Below are 19,187 nucleotides of genomic sequence, written 5' to 3' on the forward strand. Positions count from 1 at the left end.
ACTATTGATACGCTCCCGGCCCTGATTATTCGTTACTCACGCCGCTGTTATGCGCCTTCGAAGTGATATTTCATATCGGTATCGTGGGTCATTTGCGTCATGACTTGGCGAGTAAGCTGTTCTGTCAGACTCAGCGCATCCTGCATCACTTTATCTTCAAACGTCTGTAGCACTTTTTGCGCCTGCTGCGGCTGAGACTGATAGAGTTTTAGATACTCTTTTTCCATCGCCGTTTGCTGAACCGCCGTATTTTTCTCAAATTCGGCATAGGCTTTTTCGACTTCAGGCGCATAGGCGTTGTAGTTTTGCATTACGAGCGTTTGCAGCTGGCGATATTTCCAACTTACTGAATCATCACTGAATTTGTCGGTGCCTTTATCATAGCCAGGAAGATAATGCTCCATACCTTGGTAGTAGGGAACATACACGCTGAGCGACGGCATGCCGATAGCGACGTAGGCCACTTCGCCAATGGCTTTAGGAAGTTTTGGACGCACCTGAAGTACGTGAGATTCTTGGGTGCGGAATACGGAAATAGGGCGATAAGGCTCTTTGGGATTGTTGTTGGCATACGGGTCATGCGCCGTTCCCTGATAGTGGTTACGCAGCGCGGACTGAACATCTGCAACGGAAATTTTATGTGCGGGTTTTAAGAAGACTGGGAACGCGGTGCCATCGGTGATCGTCGTTTTCAGCTCTGGATTGAACATGTGTTGCACTGTCCAAACGCGCGGATAGTTGTAGGTGACATCGTTTTCAACGTCTTGCGAATAGGCTTTATGGAAATCAAACTCGCCGTCTTTAAGGTTGTATAAACCGTGCTGTTCGGCAAAGCTAATCAGCGTTTTTGACCCCAGATAGTTGGCTTTATCTTCAGGGTTATAATTTCTTAAACGTCCCTGATTGGCTGAAACGAAGTATTGGTCGCGCGGCAGTTTGGCGGCCATCCACTGATGACCGCTGCCGGTTTCTAAATACCAAACTTCATGTTCATCAACAAAAGCCACGCCAAACCCTTCACCGGCACCTTTTTCTTCAATGATTTTACCCAGAAGTTCGGCACCTTCACGCGCACTATGAATTCTCGGCAGGATCACGTTTTCGATAGCGTCTTCGGTGATGCCGGTTTTCTCTACGTAAGGATCGAACTTAAGCACCTGCTGGCCGTTATAGATGGTTTCCGTCGCGGTCATGCCAACGCCCGCCTCATTAAATCCAACTTCACCCATGGATAAATCGTTGGTGTCAAAATCTGATATCGCGCTGTAGCGCAGCGAAGTTTCAGGCAATGGATAGGTGAAGTCATTGGCGTGGGACTTAAATTCCCCTTTTTGATGCTCAACCCGAGGATGAATCAGAAAGTGTTTTGGGTTATTGGCGGAATAGTCTTCATTGCGTGCGACGATAAAAGAGCCGTCGCTGGAGGCTTCATTACCCACCAAAATCGTAGTGCATGCCATTGCGGGGGGAACGAGTAGAGCGGGAATGACGGCGGAGAGAATGTGTTTTTTCATCAGAATGGTGGCCTTTCGTCATGCGTGAGAGAAATTTTTTAGGCTTATAACCTATGCCTCTGATTTTGATATGACAATGAACGGGCACGATTCTGTTGGATGGTGGCTGTCTGGTTTTATGGCCAGATTGGCCGGTAAAGTGTCCATTTTCGTGAGGCGCTAGGCCGCGAGGTGGCGAAAAAAACAGCTTTATTTGTGATTAAAATCACAATAAAATGTAATCATATAAACACGTCACTTTGTATTTGTGATGCCAGTCAATGAATATCCTGTTCCCATCGGTAAACTACTTTTTTTGAATACGTGAGATTTTCATCATGAATGTTTTGGTTGCTATTGCCATCACCACCGGCATCCTTTCTGGCATTTGGGGCTGGGTCGCCGTGAGCCTTGGCCTGTTAAGCTGGGCGGGTTTTCTCGGTTGTACTGCCTATTTCGCCTGTCCACAGGGCGGATTAAAGGGTTTTGGCATCAGCCTATGCACGCTGCTGAGCGGTGTATTCTGGGCTGAAGTGATCATTTATGGTGGGGCTCTACGCCCAGAGTGGACGATCTTAGGTTATGTACTGACTGGGATCGTAGCTTTTCTGATGTGCATTCAGGCGCAACAGCGCTGGCTGGCGTTTGTACCCGGTACCTTTATCGGCGCGTGCGCAACCTTCGCAGCAAACGGCGATTGGCAGATGGTGGTTCCTTCGCTGTTAGTAGGCTTAGTCTTTGGCTACGCGATGAAAAACAGCGGATTGTGGCTGGCGGCACGTAAACAAAATCAGTCAGTGCAGCAAAATCAAAATCAAAATGTAGATGCAGATAGCAAGTCGATCAGCTCGTAATCATTTACAGCAAAACTGCCATCGTTAGCGTGCCCATCAGCGCTTAAATTCACGATTTCTTCCAGATGATTTAATTTGCATCTTCTGGTGGAGTGAGGATATTTAGCGCTAATGGAAAACACGGATGGGGTAATTGATCATGGATGGTTTAGGCGTTGCTCTTTTTCTAGGATCGTCATTTCTGTTTGTTATCTATCCTATTGTTTTATTAATTATTATCCTTATGGCTTTGGGCGGCAGCCCGAAATGTCGCAATATTTTACTCTGGGTTGAAGCTCCACAAATTGTATCGGTGCTTTTGTTCTTGCTAGGAATGCATTGGCAACGGTGGGGATATTTAGATGATAGCGTGCTGAGTATCGTTGTGTTTTCAGCAGCGGCGATGCTTCTTTCACTTATTGTCGCTATATTAGTGAGCCGCTGGCTAGGTCATCCTTTCCATCTGTGGATTGTATGTCACATCATTTTTGTCACTTTGCTGTGGCCTATTCTTTCCTGCTTTTGATGCTGCCTTGCGAGCGAGCTGCCATGTTGGTAAACATTGGGGTAGAGACAAAATAGGTCTGCTGATAGCCGCCAAATGTTAATAAATGGCGGGTTTTTCACCATTTACTCGCTGGCTGTGCCGATAACTCTTCTGGTTGCTTTCCTTCTTATTAATCCACCGTATAATTCCTCACTTCTTCTTAAAGCCGCCCGAGGTTGTCGTGGTTCATCTTTCCGTCCTGGTAGAACGCATCATTCCTTTGTTACGCCAAGCCGCTGCCGAGCAATCGGGGCTGGTACGTATTGCGCTGCCTTGCAGTTTGAAAGATGGAACACAAATGTTGGAGTGGTTGGCGTCGCAACCGCTGTTTCCACAATTTTACTGGCGACACCGCGATGGCGCGGAAGAAGCCGCGGTGTGTGGTGCGGTGCGTACGTTTACCGACGCCGAGCAGGCGCAGAAATTTGTTCAAGAAAATGGCTGCCCTGAGCTACGTATTTGGGGGCTAAACGCGTTTGGTCAGGTTGAGCTGGATGGCTATGGCACGATTAACAGCCTGCTGTTTTTGCCGCGTATCGCGCTGATGCGTCATGCCGGTAAGGCGGAGCTGGTGGTGTATCTGTACGGTGAAACATCACTGAAACAAGATCTGGAACTTGCGCTGCGTGATTTAGCTGCGCTGTGCGCTATTCAGCCATTGCCGACCTTACAAACCGATGTTCTCGCTGCGCGCCATCAACCCGATCATGATGCTTGGTGTAATTTACTCAATAATGCGTTAGCTGAAATTGAGCACAAGGCATTCGAAAAAGTGGTACTGGCACGCCGTACTACGCTAAAACTTTCGCTACCGCTGCGTGCCGCGCAATTCTTAGCGGCAAGCCGTGCGGTTAACCACCGTTGCTATCACTTCATGTTAGCGTTAGCGCCGGAGCGGGCGTTTTTAGGTTCTTCGCCGGAAAGATTATATCGTCGCCAAAACTTATCACTGGAAACGGAAGCCTTGGCTGGCACCGTAGCCAGCGGTAATAACGATGCGCAAGCGCAAGAAAATGCGCAGTGGCTGATGTCAGACCGAAAAAACCAGCACGAAAATTTACTGGTGGTGGATGATATTTGCCAGCGTTTGCAGGGTGGGGCGCAAGCGCTCGATGTGATGCCTGCTGAAATTATCCGTTTGCGTAAGGTTCAGCATTTGCGTCGGCCAATTCATGCCACGCTGGTGCAGTCTAACGACGCTGATTGCCTGCGCCGCTTGCAGCCTACCGCTGCCGTAGCCGGATTACCGCGTGAACCTGCGCGCCAGTTCATCATGCAGGATGAACCCTTCGACCGCGGCTGGTATGCAGGCTCGGCAGGCTATTTGTCGCAGGATCAGGCGGAGTTTGCCGTGGCATTGCGATCGGCGTTAATTGAGAATGATCATATTCATCTTTATGCCGGAGCGGGCATCGTGGCGGGATCGGATCCCGAACAAGAGTGGCTAGAAATTGAAAACAAAGCCGCGGGTTTGAGAACGCTGCTGGAAAGTGATATTTCGCTGTAATCATGCTAAATCTTGCGCCGATCATAAGGGCTCCGTGCTACGAGTCTTTATGGCGCATTCTGTTCTCTTTTTTTACTTCCCCCTCTTATCTCTGCAACCCAGAAGTCAGATAGATCCTCTGGCTTTATATACTCCCCTTAGCTGATTGTGGTCTTGTGCTCGCTGGTGTAACATATTGCACGCATAATCCCTTTTGATTTTCTTTCAAAAACATGAAGTTACTCTACGTTATGGTTTTGTAAGACATAGTTTTGTAAGACCTTCAAATTGCGAACAAATTAACGGCTTTACCATTCTCGAGCTCAGATGGGTTTCGGTGAGTGGACTAAGCTGAGAAAACCCTTTTTAACCAGACTGCTGAGCCGCCATGTCGACAAGTGTATTTAACCGCCACTGGGCCGCGTTGTTACTGGAGGCGTTAACCCGCCACGGTGTTCGCCATATCTGTATTGCTCCCGGCTCCCGTTCTACGCCACTGACGCTTGCGGCGGCGGCTAATTCGCAGCTTATTTGCCATACGCATTTTGATGAGCGTGGCTTGGGTCATTTGGCGCTTGGACTGGCGAAGGCTTCCGGCGAACCGGTTGCCGTTATCGTCACATCGGGCACGGCGGTTGCGAATCTCTATCCCGCATTAATTGAAGCCGGTCTGACCGGTGAACGCTTGGTCATGCTGACCGCCGATCGTCCGCCAGAACTTATCGACTGCGGTGCCAATCAGGCCATTCGTCAAAACGGTATTTTTGCATCCCATCCTAAGCAAACGCTGAACCTGCCAAGGCCGACGCCTGATATTCCCGCTCGCTGGCTGGCTTCTGCCATTGACAGCGCGATGGCGCAGCTGAGCCACGGCGCATTGCATGTGAACTGTCCTTTTGCTGAGCCATTGTATGGTGATGACGACGGTTCCGCCGATGCGTGGTCGAACACTCTAGGTGAATGGTGGCAGGATCCTCGTCCGTGGCTGCGTGAAACAGACCTGCATGCGCGCACTGCGGTAAAACAGCCCGACTGGTTTTACTGGCGGCAAAAACGCGGTGTTATCTTAGCAGGCAGAATGAGCGCCGAAGAGGGCGATCTAGTTTCTCAATGGGCTGAGCTGCTTGGCTGGCCGCTGATTGGCGATGTTTTATCGCAGAGCGGACAACCTTTGCCGTGTGCGGATTTATGGCTGGCGAATCCAAAAGCTCAGTCGTTATTAGCGCAGGCGCAGGTGGTAATCCAATTCGGCAGCAGCCTAACGGGTAAGCGTTTGTTGCAGTGGCAGGCCAGTTGCGAACCGCAAGAATATTGGTTGATCGATCCGCTGGAAGGGCGGTTAGATCCAGCGAATCACTATGGCCGCCGCGTGATTGCGTCTATCGCTGATTGGCTGGCGCTGCATCCCGCGCAGCCACGTGCGCCATGGGCACCAGAGCTGGAACTGTTGGCGGATACAGCTCAGCAGTGCGTGACTGAATATCTCGATGAACATTTTGGCGAGGCGCAGGTGGCGCAGCGCATCCCTGAACTATTGCCTGAAAATGGTCAGCTGTTCGTCGGTAATAGCCTGATTGTTCGATTGATTGACGCGTTTGCCCAGCTCCCTGTGGGATACCCAGTTTACAGCAACCGTGGCGCAAGCGGCATCGACGGACTGATTTCTACGGCGGCGGGTGTACAGCGCGCCACGGCGAAACCGACGCTGGCGATCGTTGGCGATCTTTCCGCGCTTTACGATCTCAATGCCTTAGCGCTGTTACGCCACTGTTCTGCACCAACGGTATTTATCGTGGTGAATAACAACGGTGGCCAGATTTTCTCCATGCTGCCAACGCCTGAAGCCGAGCGTGAACGCTTTTATCTGATGCCGCAGGACGTGGAGTTCCAGCATGCCGCCGCGATGTTCAAATTGGCTTATGCCCAGCCACAAAGCTGGGATGATCTGGTTGATGCGGTGCAGCAAGGCTGGCGTCGTGCGGGTGCTACGCTCATTGAGCTGCAGGTTTCTCCTAGCGAAGGCGCGGAAACGCTGCGCGATCTGCTTGCTCAGGTAAAAGCCCTGTGATTTTGGCCGCGACATACATCCGTTGCGGTTCAAACATTGCGGCTCAAACGCAGGCGGGCTCTTCTCCGACTTTAGTCTGGTTACATGGCTTTCTGGGCGAAGGCAGCGAGTGGCGAGATTTTGCCTCTCAGCTACCCGAGTTTTCACATCTGTTGGTTGATCTCCCCGGCCATGGGCGTTCGGCACGACTCTCCGTAGACGGTTTTTCCGCCGTGGATGCCGCTTTGCGGGCTACCTTGGCGCATTATGATATTTCATCCTATGCGCTTATCGGCTATTCATTGGGCGGCAGAGTGGCGATGTATCACGCGGCTCAGCATCCCAAAGGATTAAAAGCGTTGCTGGTCGAAGGGGGGAATCCGGGATTGAAAACGCAAGCCGAGCGGGTGAGCAGAATTGAAAATGATGCGCGCTGGGCTGAAGGTTTTCGCCAACAGCCGATGCCGGAAGTTCTTCGGGCATGGTATCAGCAGCCGGTGTTTGCCGAGCTGAGTGAGCCTGAGCGTCATCGCTTGATTACACTACGCGCGGCGCAGAACGGCGGGCCTTTGGCTACAATGCTTGAGTCAACGTCGCTGGGCAAACAGCCCTTGCTCACTGAGCAGTTGAAAATGCTGGCTATTCCCTTTGTCTATTTATGCGGTGAGCGTGACGCTAAGTTTCAGCAGCTTGCCGCCGAGTCTGATTTGCCGGTGCGAACGATAGCAGGCGCCGGACATAATGCACATCGCGCCAATCCTGACGAGTTTGTTGCTCAGGTGCGCGACTTTTTTACCCCACTTCTTTAACAGGAATCTGACTATGCTGTATCCAAGCGAACAAGAGCTGTATGCACCGATTGAGTGGCAGGACTGCTCTGCTGATTTTGAAGATATTCTCTACCATAAATCGGCAGACGGTATCGCTAAAATCACCATCAACCGCCCACAGGTGCGCAACGCTTTCCGCCCTCAGACGGTTAAAGAGATGATTCAGGCTATGTCTGATGCTCGCTATGACGACCATATCGGCACTATTATTCTGACCGGCGCGGGCGATAAAGCGTTTTGCTCCGGCGGTGACCAAAAGGTTCGCGGCGACTACGGCGGCTACAAAGATGCCAGCGGTACTCATCATCTGAACGTGCTGGATTTTCAGCGTCAAATTCGTACCTGTCCTAAGCCAGTGGTCGCTGCGGTAGCGGGTTACTCCATCGGGGGCGGTCACGTGCTGCACATGATGTGTGATCTGACGATCGCGGCAGAAAACGCGGTCTTCGGCCAGACTGGGCCTAAAGTCGGTTCCTTCGACGGTGGCTGGGGCGCTTCTTATATGGCACGCATCGTCGGTCAGAAAAAAGCGCGCGAAATCTGGTTCCTGTGCCGTCAGTACAATGCGCAAGAAGCGCTGGACATGGGCTTGGTTAACACCGTGGTTCCTTTGGCCGATCTGGAAAAAGAAACCGTGCGCTGGTGTCGTGAAATGCTGCGCAACAGCCCAATGGCGCTGCGCTGCCTGAAAGCTGCCTTGAACGCGGATTGCGACGGTCAAGCCGGTCTGCAAGAGCTGGCGGGTAACGCAACCATGCTGTTCTACATGACCGATGAAGGTCAGGAAGGACGCAACGCGTTTAACGAAAAACGTGAACCCGATTTCTCTAAATTCAAGCGTAACCCATAATGCGACAGGTCACACTTTACCGTTACAGCCTGCCCATGGATGCAGGCGTCATTCTGCGCAACCAGCGGCTAAAAACTCGTGACGGGTTGATAGTGTGCCTGCGCGAGGGTGAACAGGAAGGCTGGGGCGAGATTGCCCCTTTGCCTGAGTTTAGTCATGAAACGTTAGAAGAGGCGCAGGAAGCGGTGCTGGCTGATTTGCAGCAGTGGGTCGCAGGCCAGCAGCCTAATGAAAATGCGCTGCCTTCGGTGGCCTTTGGTTTAAGCTGCGCGTTGGCTGAGCTTTCAGGTTCGCTGCCGACGGACGCTAACTATCGTAAAGCCCCTTTGTGCTCTGGCGACCCCGACGAATTGTTTGCGGTGCTGCAAGCTATTCCCGGCGAGAAAGTGGCCAAGGTAAAAGTCGGTTTGTATGAAGCGGTGCGCGACGGCATGGTGGTTAACGTGCTGCTAGAAGCCTTGCCCGATCTGAAATTGCGCTTGGATGCCAACCGTAGTTGGACACGGGCTAAAGCCGATGGATTTGCCAAATATGTGAATCCTGAATGGCGCAACCGTATCGCATTTCTGGAAGAACCGTGTAAAACCCGCGATGAATCGCGTGATTTTGCACGTCAAACCGGTATTGCGATTGCGTGGGATGAAAGCGTACGTGAGCCTGATTTCCGCGTTGAGTCTGAAGAGGGCGTGGCGGCGATTGTTATCAAACCGACCTTAACCGGCAGTTTGCAGCGCTGTCAGCAACTGATTTCTCAGGCGCATCAAGCGGGTCTGGATGCGGTTATCAGCTCTAGCATCGAATCGAGCCTTGGTCTCACCCAACTGGCGCGCGTGGCGGCATGGCTGACGCCGAATACGGTACCCGGTTTGGATACGTTAGATCTGATGCAGGCTCAGCTTATCCGCCCTTGGCCGGAAAACACGTTGCCGTTGCAGGACGTTTCTTCATTAGATGTGGTATGGCGTTCTTAGCATGACAGCAACAATTTATCCTGCGTTTACCGACTGGCCTTGGCAGCACTGGGCCAGTCACACTCCCGAACATACGGCGTTGCTCCTAGAGAGCACGCCGGTGAGTTGGCGGGTTTTGAGTCAAAAGGTCGGTCAGTTAGCGTCAAGCTTTATGCGTCAAGGCGTAACTACTGATGCCATCGTCGCCGTTCGAGGCAAAAACAGCGCTGAGCTGCTGCTGGCTTATTTAGCCGTTTTGCAATGTGGTGCACGGGTTCTGCCGCTTAATCCGCAGTTGCCAGAGCCTTTGCTGACTGAACTTCTGCCCCAGCTTAATGTCGATTATGGCTATAGCTTAGACGCTGAGTTCCGCTGGCCAAACGGCATTGCTGTGCTGAGCGCGTCAGATGCCGCTTCTGCCGCATTACCGTCGTGGCAAGCGCAGCGATTGGCTACGCTAACGCTAACCTCGGGTTCAACGGGAATGCCGAAAGCCGCTGCGCATAGTTTTCAGGCGCATCTGTCCAGTGCGGCGGGTGTCTTGTCAATGATGCCCTTCGAGCAAGGCGATAGCTGGCTGCTTTCATTGCCGTTATTCCATGTTTCTGGGCAAGGCATTGTGTGGCGCTGGTTGCTTGCTGGCGCGAGTTTGGCGGTGCGCAATATGCATCCGCTGGATGGCGCTCTGCGCGGCTGTACTCACGCATCATTGGTGCCTACCCAGCTGTGGCGTTTGCTGAACCAGCCTGAAACCGCTCTGACGCTGAAAGATGTTCTGCTCGGCGGCGCGATGATTCCGGTTGATTTAACCGAGCAAGCGGAAGCGCGCGGTATTCGCTGCTGGTGTGGCTATGGTTTGACAGAAATGGCGTCAACCGTGTGTGCCAAACGCGCTGATGCTTTACCCGGCGTTGGGCTGCCGTTAATTGGGCGTGAACTGATGCTGGTTGATGGCGAAATTCTGCTGCGGGGCGATAACATGGCGTCTGGCTACTGGCGCGATGGGCATTTATTCCCGTTAGCCGATGCAGACGGCTGGTTTCATACTCGCGACCGAGGCGAAATGCAGAATGGCGAGCTGAGAATTATTGGCCGACTCGACAACCTGTTTTTCAGCGGCGGCGAAGGCATTCAGCCCGAAGATGTCGAGCGCGTGTTGCTGACTCATCCTGATATTCAACAGGCGTTTGTGCTACCGGTGGACGATTGTGAGTTTGGTCAGCGGCCGGTTGCGGTGATTGAGGCTCAGCAAGGTCTGGATTTGTCCTCGCTTGCGCAGTGGACTCAAGGCAAGCTCGCTCGATTCCAACAGCCTATTCGTTATTACCTCCTGCCTGAAGCGCTTAAACTGGGTGGGATTAAAATTTCACGTAAGCAGATAGCCAATTGGTTGGCAAACGTTGAATAAAATAGAAAAAAACAGGAGCCGAAAGGCTCCTGTTTGCGTTTGTAGCTTCAAGCATGTAAGAGAACGATTACTGTCCTAATGCCTTCATGATACCGGCTGCATAGTCAGGGTGAATCTGTGCGAAATGGCACAGAGCACGTTTCTGAATAGCTTCAGGCACCTGAGACAGCTCACCCGCGATACGGGTGTACATGCGCTGATGCTCTTCTTCACTCAGTAAGTTAAACAGTGCACGAGGCTGAGTGTAGTAGTCGGTATCTTCGCGATGATTCCAGTGATCCGCGGCGCCTTCGATGCTCAACGGTGGTTCGCTGAAATCAGGCTGCTCTTGGAATACACCAAAGCTGTTTGGCTCGTAGGTTGCACCGTTGCCGCTGTTGCCGTCAACGCGCATCGCGCCATCACGATGATAGTTATGGAACGGACACTGTGGTGCGTTCACTGGGATTTGGTGATGGTTGACGCCCAAACGGTAGCGGTGCGCATCGCCGTATGAGAACAGACGGCCCTGCAACATTTTGTCTGGAGAGAAGCTGATCCCAGGCACCACGTTGGCTGGGTTCATGGCAACCTGCTCGATTTCTGCAAAATAGTTGTCTGGGTTACGGTTCAGTTCGAAGTAACCGACATCCATCAGTGGATAGTCTTTGTGTGGCCATACCTTGGTGAGGTCAAACGGGTTATAAGGCGTTTGTGCCGCTTCTTTCTCTGGCATGATCTGCACCTGCAGATTCCAGCGAGGGAAATCTTTGCGTTCGATAGCATCGTACAGATCGCGCTGTGAGCTTTCACGGTCTTTACCGATCAGCGCTTCAGCTTCATCATCCATCAGGTTTTCAATGCCTTGCTGGCAACGGAAATGGAATTTAACCCAGAAACGTTCATTGTCGGCATTGATAAAACTGAAGGTGTGGCTACCAAAACCGTGCATGTGACGGTAAGACTTAGGCAGGCCACGGTCGCTGAAGTCGATGGTGAGCTGGTGGAAGGCTTCCGGCAGCTGCGAGAAGAAATCCCATTTGTAGACTGGATTACGCAGGTTGGTGCGCGGGTCACGTTTTACCACGTGGTTCAGGTCAGGGAATTTCAGCGGATCGCGCAGATAGAAGACCGGCGTGTCGTTACCTACCAGATCCCAGTTACCTTCTTCGGTATAAAACTTCATGGCGAAGCCACGAATGTCGCGTTCTGCATCGGCAGCGCCACGTTCACCGGCGACGGTTGAGAAACGCACCATCATCGGGGTTTGTTTGCCGATTTCAGAGAAAATTTTTGCGCGTGTGTATTTGGAAATATCGTGAGTTACGGTGAATGTACCGTGTGCGCCAGAACCTTTAGCGTGCATACGACGCTCAGGAATGACTTCACGATCAAAGTGGGCCAGTTTCTCGAGGAACCAGACGTCCTGTAACAGCATTGGGCCGCGTGGTCCTGCTGTAATGACGTTGTTGTTGTCAACAACGGGGGCGCCTGCGGCGGTGGTCAGTCCTTTTTTGCTCATTACTTCTCTCCTTCATCAAGAGTCAGTGAATTGCTTCAACCGGGTGATACCTTTCGTTTCAGGGCAGACGTGCTTAGGTGCCTATCACTTAGGTATTGCTCTTCAGCTAAATCCAAAATATGTAGCTGACATAAAAGATTGATCTGGGAAAACCGGCTTTCCATAAGTGTTCCGTGAACCAATCTAATCAATATTTGTAGACCTCTTAATGATCTCACGCAAATAGTTAAGGGTTATTAACCAGATTGCTAAAAGTTATCAGACACATAATTGGTTAATTTTTTTACAAAATTTAGAGAAGTTTTCTCTGGTTCTCGTTGATGATTGGTTTAAACTCTCGCGCACCGGAACCTGAGAACCGGGCTATTTTTTTAAGGATAATCACTAGATGAAGAAGATCGTTTTGGGCTGCGCATGTGCCGCTCTTTTTTCTGCAACGGCAGCAAAAGCTATTAGTATTCATGGGCAAGCGGGTGAGCACTACACGAACGTTGAAGCGGGATTTGGCACGGATTCATCCGGTTTGTATTCCACGCTGAATTGGGCGCATAACGACGACGACGGTGATGTTGCTGGCCTTGGTTTGGGCATTAATCTGCCGTTAGGACCATTCCTTGCTAACGTAGGGGGCAAAGCGCTGTACCTCAACCCGCAGAAAGATGGCAGCGACGGTTATGCTATTGCAGTTGGTGGTGGCCTACAGTGGCCATTAACCAAAAGTTTCTCTCTGTACGGTGAGGGATACTATTCACCAGATTCGTTGTCCAGCGGCATTAACGATTACAAAGAAGCGAGCGCAGGTCTGCGCTGGAGCGTCATTCGCCCGGTGACGATTGACGTTGGCTATCGCTATATTGAAATGTCAGGGAAAGACGGCGATCGTAATAACGTCGTGGCTGATGGTGCTTATGTCGGTGCCGGTATCGGTTTCTAAGCAACCACGATAATTTCTGAAAAGCGCCGATTTTTCGGCGCTTTTTTGTTTCTAAACGTAATGGTTTCAAAAAATAATAATTTTCAAAACATCACGGGTAATCCGAGACCGCGTTTCACTTCGTTTAGCGTTTGTTGAGTGACCTCTCGCGCTTTTTCGGTGCCTGCCTGCAAGATTTCCATCAACCCCGCTTTATCTGCGCTGAACTGAAGACGCCGTGCACGGATAGGCTCCAGCAGCGCCTGTAAGCACGCCTCAAGTTCTTGCTTACACTGGCGATCGCCCAACCCCCCACGCTGATAGTGTTCTTTCATGGCTGCAACCTGTGTGGCATCGGGATGGAATGCATCCAGATAGGTGAACACTACGTTACCTTCGATTTGCCCCGGATCGCTTACGCGTAGGTGATTGGGGTCGGTATACATGGCATGAACGGCCTTGCTGATGTCATCGGCGCTGGCACCTAAGGTAAGGGTATTGCCTAGTGATTTTGACATTTTGGCGTTGCCATCAATGCCCGGTAAACGGCTCACCGCGCTGAGCATCGCCTGACAAGGCGCCAAAGTGGGTTCCGGTAATAGGCTATTCATCTTATGTACGATTTCGTTGGTCTGTTCCAGCATCGGCAACTGATCGTCACCCACCGGAACTCGGTCAGCTTTGAATGCGGTAATATCGGCAGCTTGGCTGATGGGATAAACCAAAAAGCCGGTAGGTAGGGTGCGTGAAAATCCTTTCTGGGCAATTTCGGCTTTTACCGTCGGGTTACGCTCTACGCGCGCCACGCTGACGATATTCATATACAGCATGGTGAGCTCTGCCAGTGCGGGTAAAGCCGACTGCAAACAGATCGTCGTTTTCGCCGGATCGATACCCACCGCCAGATAGTCAGCCATCACTTCGAAAATATTGTGGGAGATTTTCTGTGGGTTGCTGCCGTTGTCGGTTAATCCTTGCAGGTCGGCAATCAGAACAAACTGCGGATACAGATTCTGCAATGCAACGCGTTGGCGCAGTGAACCGACGTAATGCCCAAGGTGCAATTGGCCGGTTGGACGATCGCCGGTAAGAATAGTGTGTGATGTTGAATGAGAATGAAGGTCGGACATGGTAACGCTCCTGAAAATAGTAGCCGGAGCGCGTCCTAAAATGTCACAAGCCGCCCTCCGGCGGCTTGTATAAGATATGTTTGAATCAACAGAATCCTGTGCCGCCGCTAGATGCAGCGCCACCAACGGGCAACTTGAGAAGTTCGGATTATGCTATTCATCTTTTTACCCTATCAAATTTAACCGACGGCTGGCAATAGGCCTGATGCAATTGATAGCTGAATAGCGATCACGCAAAGACCGCACAGGAAAACCAACACCAGCGCAGGCTTGCCACCCATAACGCGGTATCCCGCCTGGGGATGATGCTTGCGTGTTTGCCACACCAGCATCGATGGGATCAGCAACGCCAACACCGCCAATGCAACCGCCGCATAGCCCAGCGCCATAACAAAGCCTTGTGGGTAAAAAAGGGCAAAAGCTAACGGAGGCAGAAACGTCATTAAGCCCGTTTGCGCACGTCCAGTGGCCTTATTGCTGCGCTGGAACAGATCGGCTAAATAATCAAACAGGCCCAGCGCTACGCCGAGGAAAGAAGTCGCCAGCGCTAAATCAGCAAACAGATGAACGGCCAGTTCAACATGTGGGGTTGCAACGACTTCGCGAACGGCCTGTAACAAACCATTTAAGCCTGACTGCGCGGCAAGGATACCAACGAAAGTCGAAGAGCTAATCGCGCCCAGCGTCGCAAGCTGCCAGAAAATATAGGCGATGAGAGGAATTGCGCTGCCGGTGATAAACACCCAACGCAGTTTGCGCAAATTACCGTTCATGTAGCTGACAATACTTGGCACGCTACCGTGGAAGCCGAAAGAGGTAAAAATGACGGGGATCGCAGAGAGTGCAAGTCCCTTTTCCAATGGCATCGTGAGAAGGTTAGCCTGATGAATATGCGGCATCATGAGCGTGAGCATAATCACCAGCAATACGATTTTGGCCGTAAACAGCACGCGGTTAAACATATCAACCGAGTGGGTGCCGATGCAGACAACGCCGCCAGCGATAAGAGTAAACAGCAGAACGCCCACGCTAGGCTTAATCTCAAGGGATAGCCATTGGCTCAGGCTGGAAGCAAGGAGTTCTCCCGCGCCGCTGATATAGGCCGCTGTTAACGCATACATTAAAAACAGCATGCTGGCTCCGGCTAACCATTGCCCAGATCGCCCCAGATAATGTTTGGCCAGCGTGCCTAAACCCGTATCCGCAGATTCGTGTTGATAAACTTCAACCAGCAGCAGGGCGGTGTAGCACATTAATGCCCACAGGCTGACCAGCATGATAAAGGTCGTGCCAAATCCTACGCCGGCAGCCGCAAGCGGCATGGCCAACATTCCCGCTCCGATAGTGGTGCCAGCAACGATGAAAATACTGCCAAGAGTGCGATTCTTCACGCTTTCCTCTGCATTAAGACGATCCATTACTATTTATGACCCGCAGATTAAGGGAAAATATTCTGTTCGTCAAACTGGCGTTACATTTAGTGTAAATAAATAATTACATATAATTTCGCGCTAAATTATCTTAATAAAGCATTGTGTTGTGATAGCGCTGTTTCTAAAGTGGAGTCTGAGTTTAGTCGCAATCTTTTTCAGGAGAGACGTATGCTACGTCTAGAAATGCTCTGTACGGGTGACGAGGTTCTGCACGGCCAAATCATTGATACTAATTCCGCATGGTTGGCAGATTATCTTTTTCAGCAGGGGATCCCGATGCGTGCGCGCAGCACCGTCGGAGATGCACTGGAAGATTTAGTGTCCACTCTACAGTTGCGTAGCCAATATGCTGACGTTCTGATCGTGAATGGCGGCTTAGGGCCAACCAGCGACGATCTCAGCGCGCAGGCTGCGGCAGATGCTCTGGGCGAGCGACTGGTTGAGCATCCTGAGTGGATCGCGCAGATGGAAGCTTATTTTGCTTCACGCGGGCGTCCGATGTCTGATAGCAATCGCAAGCAGGCGATGATCCCCGCCAGCGCCGAGATGATTGATAATCCGGTCGGCACCGCGTGTGGTTTTGCCATCCAGCTCAACGGTTGCTGGATTTTCTTTACGCCGGGCGTGCCTTCTGAATTCAAAGTGATGGTCGAACAGCAAATTTTGCCGCGTTTGCGCCAGCGTTTTACGCTATCGGAGCCACCGCTTTGTTTACGACTGACGACGTTTGGCCGCTCCGAAAGCGGTTTAGCGCAGCAGCTGGACTCATTACCTCTGCCGCCAAACACCACGTTGGGCTATCGTTCCTCGATGCCAATCATCGAATTAAAACTAACGGGTCCGTCTTCCCAGCGCGAAGCGATGGTTGAAACTTGGCAGCATGTGCGTGCAGTTGCGGGTGAAAACTGTGTGTTTGAAGGTACGGCGGGCTTGCCGCACGACGTTGCCGTTCTTCTGCGTGAGCGCGGACTACGTTTGGCCGTGAGCGAACAGTTTACCGCCGGATTGTTAAGCTGGCAGTTACGTTCTGCCGATGCGCCTTTGGGCAATGGCGAACTGCCAGAGCACAGCGGTAACAGCAGCTTGAAAGCGGTTGCGTCACGATCGCGCGTTTTAGCGACTCACAGCGGCGTTGATTTAACGATTGCGATAGGCGAACTGCAAGACGATTGCATCAGCGTGGTACTGCATTCGGCACAAGAAACTTTCGGCCAAACGATGGTGTATAGCTCACAGCGTCACAGTCAACGTATTCGTCAGGAAATGACGGCAATGCTAGCGCTGGATATGCTGCGCCGATGGCTCACAGGGCAATCGCCTTATGGCAATTATGAATGGTTAAAGCCTACAGAAACGCTGTGATGTGTGATTAAGGCAATTGATTGTGGTTAAAAAAAGCCCCGAGCGGGTATTTGCTCAGGGCTAACGTCTCGTAGGATATCTGCAAATCAACTCAACTGCTGCAATGCCTTCTCAATGGCCATGCGCAGCAGATCGCGGTCGTGGCGGTAGGGAATATCGCTGGCTTCCAGCGTTTCCTGCACCACCACGCGGTTTTCCATTCCTTGAATGTTGACCTTTGGTCCCACGACAACGCCGTCGATAGCATGCCCACCGATGGCTTCTTCCATGATGCGCAGTTTATCGGGCAGGGTTAATGCCGCAGCCGCGACGCTCAGCTCTTTTCCTAGATTACCGATGTAAATCATATGCGCGCGGGTACGGCGCAGGGCACGCGTCAGATCTTCCAATAGCAATAAAGGCATCAGGCTAGTTAAGAAGCTGCCAGGGCCAATCAGGATCAGATCGGCTTTTTCGATGGCGTCAACCGCTTCACGCGTTGCCTGTACCTGTGGTTCAAGCATCAGCTGCGCAGGCATTTCTTTAAGCTGGTCGATGTTCACTTCGCCATAAATTACGTGGCCATCTTGATCGATGGCGTTGAGATCGACCGGCTGTTCTGACATTGGAATAAGCGAAGCGTCAACCTTGAGCAAACTGCGGATCAGGTTAATTGCTTCCAACGGACGGACGCTCAGGTGATCTAATGCTTTTAACATCAGATTTCCAAGGTTATGCCCCGCTAATTCACCGTTACCGTTAAAACGATATTCAAACATGGCAGAAGCCACGCTGGGCTCGGTGATCAGCTGATTCAAACAGTTACGCATATCGCCCCACGCAATACCGCCTTCCGAGCGGCGAATACGCCCAGTGGAGCCGCCGTTATCGGTGGTGGTTACAATGCCGGTTAAACGTGAACCCAGAGGAGACAAGGCTGACATGACGCGGCCAAGACCGTGTCCGCCTCCTAAGGCGACGACTTTATCGAGATCGGCTAAAGCGCGGTTTCGCATAAAAATCCTACAAAATAAAAATAAACTGTGAGTAAAGTACCGGATCACGCCGAAAAAGGCGAAACCCAGACTTATTTGCGTGATTTATATCAAGTATAGTGGGGCGGTAACTAGTGTATTCTTCAGCTAAGTTACTGACATAAAAGCGTTATATATAAAATTATACAGCGAGATATGTTTGGTAAGCTAGGAAATAAACGCTAGAATTTAATGAATTATTCAGAGATGTGGTGTGAGCGTTAGCGCTCTCATGGCGTCTGAACTCCTAGCCCTTTTACCTAAGTTTAGTCGAAAACAGCTGTTTTCCACTCGATACGGTGTCTGGGCCGTGGCTATAAGCCACCAGGGTACAAGGTAGAAATGCCTGTGCCTCCCGAATTGGAAAGGTGTTAACAATGCTCCAACTGACTGACGCATTTGAGCGTAAGTTTTATTACTTGCGCCTTTCGATCACAGACGTATGCAATTTTCGCTGTACGTACTGCCTGCCAGACGGTTACAAACCGAATGGACATGCCAACAAAAGCTTCTTATCTCTCGATGAGATCCGCCGCGTCAGTCGTGCATTTGCCGAATTGGGCACCGAGAAGGTGCGTTTAACCGGCGGTGAACCCTCTTTGCGTCGTGATTTTGTCGACATCATCTCTGCGGTACGTGAAAACCCATCGATTCGAACGCTGGCGGTCACCACTAACGGCTATCGCATGGCGCGTGATATTGCTGATTGGCGCGATGCCGGTCTAACGGCGGTTAATGTGAGCGTGGATAGCCTCGATGCCCGTCAGTTTCACGCCATCACCGGTGAAGATAAGCTCAAGCAGGTGATGCAGGGAATTGACGCGGCGTTTGATGCCGGTTTTGAAAAGGTGAAAGTGAACACCGTGCTGATGCGCGACGTGAACGATCGCAGCCTGAACGGTTTTCTTAACTGGATTAAAACCCGTCCGATTCAAATGCGCTTTATTGAGCTGATGGAAACCGGTGACGGCGGCAATTTATTCCGCAAACATCACGTCTCAGGCGAAGTCATCCGCGATCAGTTGCTGGCCCTCGGCTGGCAGCGCCAAGAACGCTCTCGTAGCGATGGCCCTGCACAGGTTTTCAGTCATCCTGATTATCTGGGCGAAGTCGGGCTGATCATGCCTTATGAAAAAGATTTCTGCGCCAGCTGTAACCGCCTGCGAGTCTCTGCCATCGGCAATTTGCACCTGTGTTTGTTCGGTGAGTCCGGCATTCCATTGCGCGATTTACTGGCGGGCGATGAGCATCTTGATGAGCTGAAAATGCGTATCCAAGGTGGTTTGCGGCATAAAAAGCAAACGCATTTCTTGCATGATGGCAACATCGGGCATACGCAGAACCTTTCCTTCATCGGCGGCTAACGTTGCCTTAACTCGTTATTAATCTAA

16 protein-coding genes and 1 riboswitch are annotated in these 19,187 nt (G+C 51.4%); of the genes, 11 read left to right on the forward strand and 5 right to left on the reverse strand.

The features are described from left to right. Positions 1-47: 47 nt before the first annotated feature. The gene (locus RSC70_RS16125) at positions 48-1,514 is read right to left on the reverse strand and encodes a C69 family dipeptidase (protein ID WP_234619436.1); all 1,467 of its coding nucleotides are present in this window, start codon (positions 1,512-1,514) and stop codon (positions 48-50) included. 317 nt (positions 1,515-1,831) lie between these two features. On the opposite strand from RSC70_RS16125, the gene RSC70_RS16130 reads away from it, so the two are divergent. From RSC70_RS16130 to menE, 8 genes are all read left to right on the forward strand, one after another. Further along, positions 1,832-2,347, forward strand: a complete 516-nt coding sequence (locus RSC70_RS16130; RefSeq protein ID WP_332542988.1) for a DUF1097 domain-containing protein — start codon at positions 1,832-1,834, stop codon at positions 2,345-2,347. A gap of 139 nt (positions 2,348-2,486) precedes the next feature. Then, positions 2,487-2,852: a hypothetical protein gene (locus tag RSC70_RS16135; protein ID WP_332542989.1), complete on the forward strand. Its 366-nt coding sequence runs from the start codon at positions 2,487-2,489 to the stop codon at positions 2,850-2,852. 202 nt (positions 2,853-3,054) lie between these two features. Next, complete coding sequence (gene menF, locus RSC70_RS16140; RefSeq protein ID WP_103010009.1) at positions 3,055-4,380, forward strand: isochorismate synthase MenF; 1,326 nt, start codon at positions 3,055-3,057, stop codon at positions 4,378-4,380. Between the two features lie 367 nt (positions 4,381-4,747). Continuing rightward, on the forward strand, positions 4,748-6,427 hold the full coding sequence (menD, locus tag RSC70_RS16145; protein ID WP_332542990.1) for a 2-succinyl-5-enolpyruvyl-6-hydroxy-3-cyclohexene-1-carboxylic-acid synthase: 1,680 nt from the start codon (positions 4,748-4,750) through the stop codon (positions 6,425-6,427). A gap of 17 nt (positions 6,428-6,444) precedes the next feature. After that, complete coding sequence (gene menH / locus RSC70_RS16150; RefSeq protein WP_442904318.1) at positions 6,445-7,215, forward strand: 2-succinyl-6-hydroxy-2,4-cyclohexadiene-1-carboxylate synthase; 771 nt, start codon at positions 6,445-6,447, stop codon at positions 7,213-7,215. Positions 7,216-7,228: 13 nt separating this feature from the next. Further along, positions 7,229-8,086, forward strand: a complete 858-nt coding sequence (gene menB / locus RSC70_RS16155; protein WP_025797973.1) for a 1,4-dihydroxy-2-naphthoyl-CoA synthase — start codon at positions 7,229-7,231, stop codon at positions 8,084-8,086. After that, on the forward strand, positions 8,086-9,057 hold the full coding sequence (gene menC, locus RSC70_RS16160) for an o-succinylbenzoate synthase (RefSeq protein WP_234619440.1): 972 nt from the start codon (positions 8,086-8,088) through the stop codon (positions 9,055-9,057). Before menB ends, menC begins: the two co-directional genes overlap by 1 nt. A 1-nt stretch (position 9,058) precedes the next feature. Continuing rightward, on the forward strand, positions 9,059-10,444 hold the full coding sequence (gene menE, locus RSC70_RS16165; protein ID WP_332542991.1) for an o-succinylbenzoate--CoA ligase: 1,386 nt from the start codon (positions 9,059-9,061) through the stop codon (positions 10,442-10,444). Positions 10,445-10,511: 67 nt separating this feature from the next. On the opposite strand, the gene RSC70_RS16170 is transcribed toward menE, so the two are convergent. Next, positions 10,512-11,945: a catalase gene (locus RSC70_RS16170; protein ID WP_040044678.1), complete on the reverse strand. Its 1,434-nt coding sequence runs from the start codon at positions 11,943-11,945 to the stop codon at positions 10,512-10,514. A gap of 388 nt (positions 11,946-12,333) precedes the next feature. Here RSC70_RS16170 and RSC70_RS16175 point away from each other — a divergent pair, with 388 nt between their 5' ends. Continuing rightward, positions 12,334-12,879, forward strand: coding sequence for a YfaZ family outer membrane protein (locus RSC70_RS16175; protein WP_332542992.1), 546 nt, complete (start codon positions 12,334-12,336; stop codon positions 12,877-12,879). An 83-nt stretch (positions 12,880-12,962) separates the two neighbouring features. Here RSC70_RS16175 and trpS read toward each other — a convergent pair whose 3' ends face one another. Both trpS and tyrP read right to left on the reverse strand, forming a co-directional pair. Further along, complete coding sequence (gene trpS / locus RSC70_RS16180; protein ID WP_332542993.1) at positions 12,963-13,988, reverse strand: tryptophan--tRNA ligase; 1,026 nt, start codon at positions 13,986-13,988, stop codon at positions 12,963-12,965. A 179-nt stretch (positions 13,989-14,167) separates the two neighbouring features. Continuing rightward, on the reverse strand, positions 14,168-15,379 hold the full coding sequence (tyrP, locus tag RSC70_RS16185; RefSeq protein WP_103010457.1) for a tyrosine transporter TyrP: 1,212 nt from the start codon (positions 15,377-15,379) through the stop codon (positions 14,168-14,170). Positions 15,380-15,589: 210 nt separating this feature from the next. Here tyrP and RSC70_RS16190 point away from each other — a divergent pair, with 210 nt between their 5' ends. Next, entirely contained in the window at positions 15,590-16,783 is a 1,194-nt protein-coding gene (locus tag RSC70_RS16190) for a nicotinamide mononucleotide deamidase-related protein YfaY (protein ID WP_332542994.1), read from the forward strand. 86 nt (positions 16,784-16,869) lie between these two features. Here the strand turns inward: RSC70_RS16190 and yvcK are convergent, their stop codons facing one another. Further along, a complete protein-coding gene (yvcK, locus tag RSC70_RS16195) occupies positions 16,870-17,778 on the reverse strand; it encodes a uridine diphosphate-N-acetylglucosamine-binding protein YvcK (RefSeq protein WP_025797993.1) in 909 nt (302 codons plus the stop codon). 250 nt (positions 17,779-18,028) lie between these two features. Further along, positions 18,029-18,183: riboswitch (molybdenum cofactor riboswitch) on the forward strand. Between yvcK and moaA the strand changes: the two genes are divergently transcribed. Continuing rightward, entirely contained in the window at positions 18,174-19,160 is a 987-nt protein-coding gene (gene moaA / locus RSC70_RS16200) for a GTP 3',8-cyclase MoaA (RefSeq protein WP_040044673.1), read from the forward strand. It overlaps the preceding riboswitch by 10 nt. The last annotated feature ends 27 nt before the right edge of the window (positions 19,161-19,187 follow it).

Source organism: Hafnia sp., from assembly GCF_036648275.1.
Classification (GTDB): domain Bacteria; phylum Pseudomonadota; class Gammaproteobacteria; order Enterobacterales; family Enterobacteriaceae; genus Hafnia; species Hafnia alvei.

What these genes read in the sequence shown, in the direction of transcription:
- RSC70_RS16125 (WP_234619436.1), bottom strand. Translation starts at nt 1,514, where the DNA reads ATGAAAAAACACATTCTCTCCGCCGTCATTCCCGCTCTACTCGTTCCC.
- RSC70_RS16130 (WP_332542988.1), top strand. Translation starts at nt 1,832, where the DNA reads ATGAATGTTTTGGTTGCTATTGCCATCACCACCGGCATCCTTTCTGGC.
- RSC70_RS16135 (WP_332542989.1), top strand. Translation starts at nt 2,487, where the DNA reads ATGGATGGTTTAGGCGTTGCTCTTTTTCTAGGATCGTCATTTCTGTTT.
- menD (WP_332542990.1), top strand. Translation starts at nt 4,748, where the DNA reads ATGTCGACAAGTGTATTTAACCGCCACTGGGCCGCGTTGTTACTGGAG.
- menB (WP_025797973.1), top strand. Translation starts at nt 7,229, where the DNA reads ATGCTGTATCCAAGCGAACAAGAGCTGTATGCACCGATTGAGTGGCAG.
- menC (WP_234619440.1), top strand. Translation starts at nt 8,086, where the DNA reads ATGCGACAGGTCACACTTTACCGTTACAGCCTGCCCATGGATGCAGGC.
- menE (WP_332542991.1), top strand. Translation starts at nt 9,059, where the DNA reads ATGACAGCAACAATTTATCCTGCGTTTACCGACTGGCCTTGGCAGCAC.
- RSC70_RS16170 (WP_040044678.1), bottom strand. Translation starts at nt 11,945, where the DNA reads ATGAGCAAAAAAGGACTGACCACCGCCGCAGGCGCCCCCGTTGTTGAC.
- RSC70_RS16175 (WP_332542992.1), top strand. Translation starts at nt 12,334, where the DNA reads ATGAAGAAGATCGTTTTGGGCTGCGCATGTGCCGCTCTTTTTTCTGCA.
- trpS (WP_332542993.1), bottom strand. Translation starts at nt 13,988, where the DNA reads ATGTCCGACCTTCATTCTCATTCAACATCACACACTATTCTTACCGGC.
- RSC70_RS16190 (WP_332542994.1), top strand. Translation starts at nt 15,590, where the DNA reads ATGCTACGTCTAGAAATGCTCTGTACGGGTGACGAGGTTCTGCACGGC.
- yvcK (WP_025797993.1), bottom strand. Translation starts at nt 17,778, where the DNA reads ATGCGAAACCGCGCTTTAGCCGATCTCGATAAAGTCGTCGCCTTAGGA.
- moaA (WP_040044673.1), top strand. Translation starts at nt 18,174, where the DNA reads ATGCTCCAACTGACTGACGCATTTGAGCGTAAGTTTTATTACTTGCGC.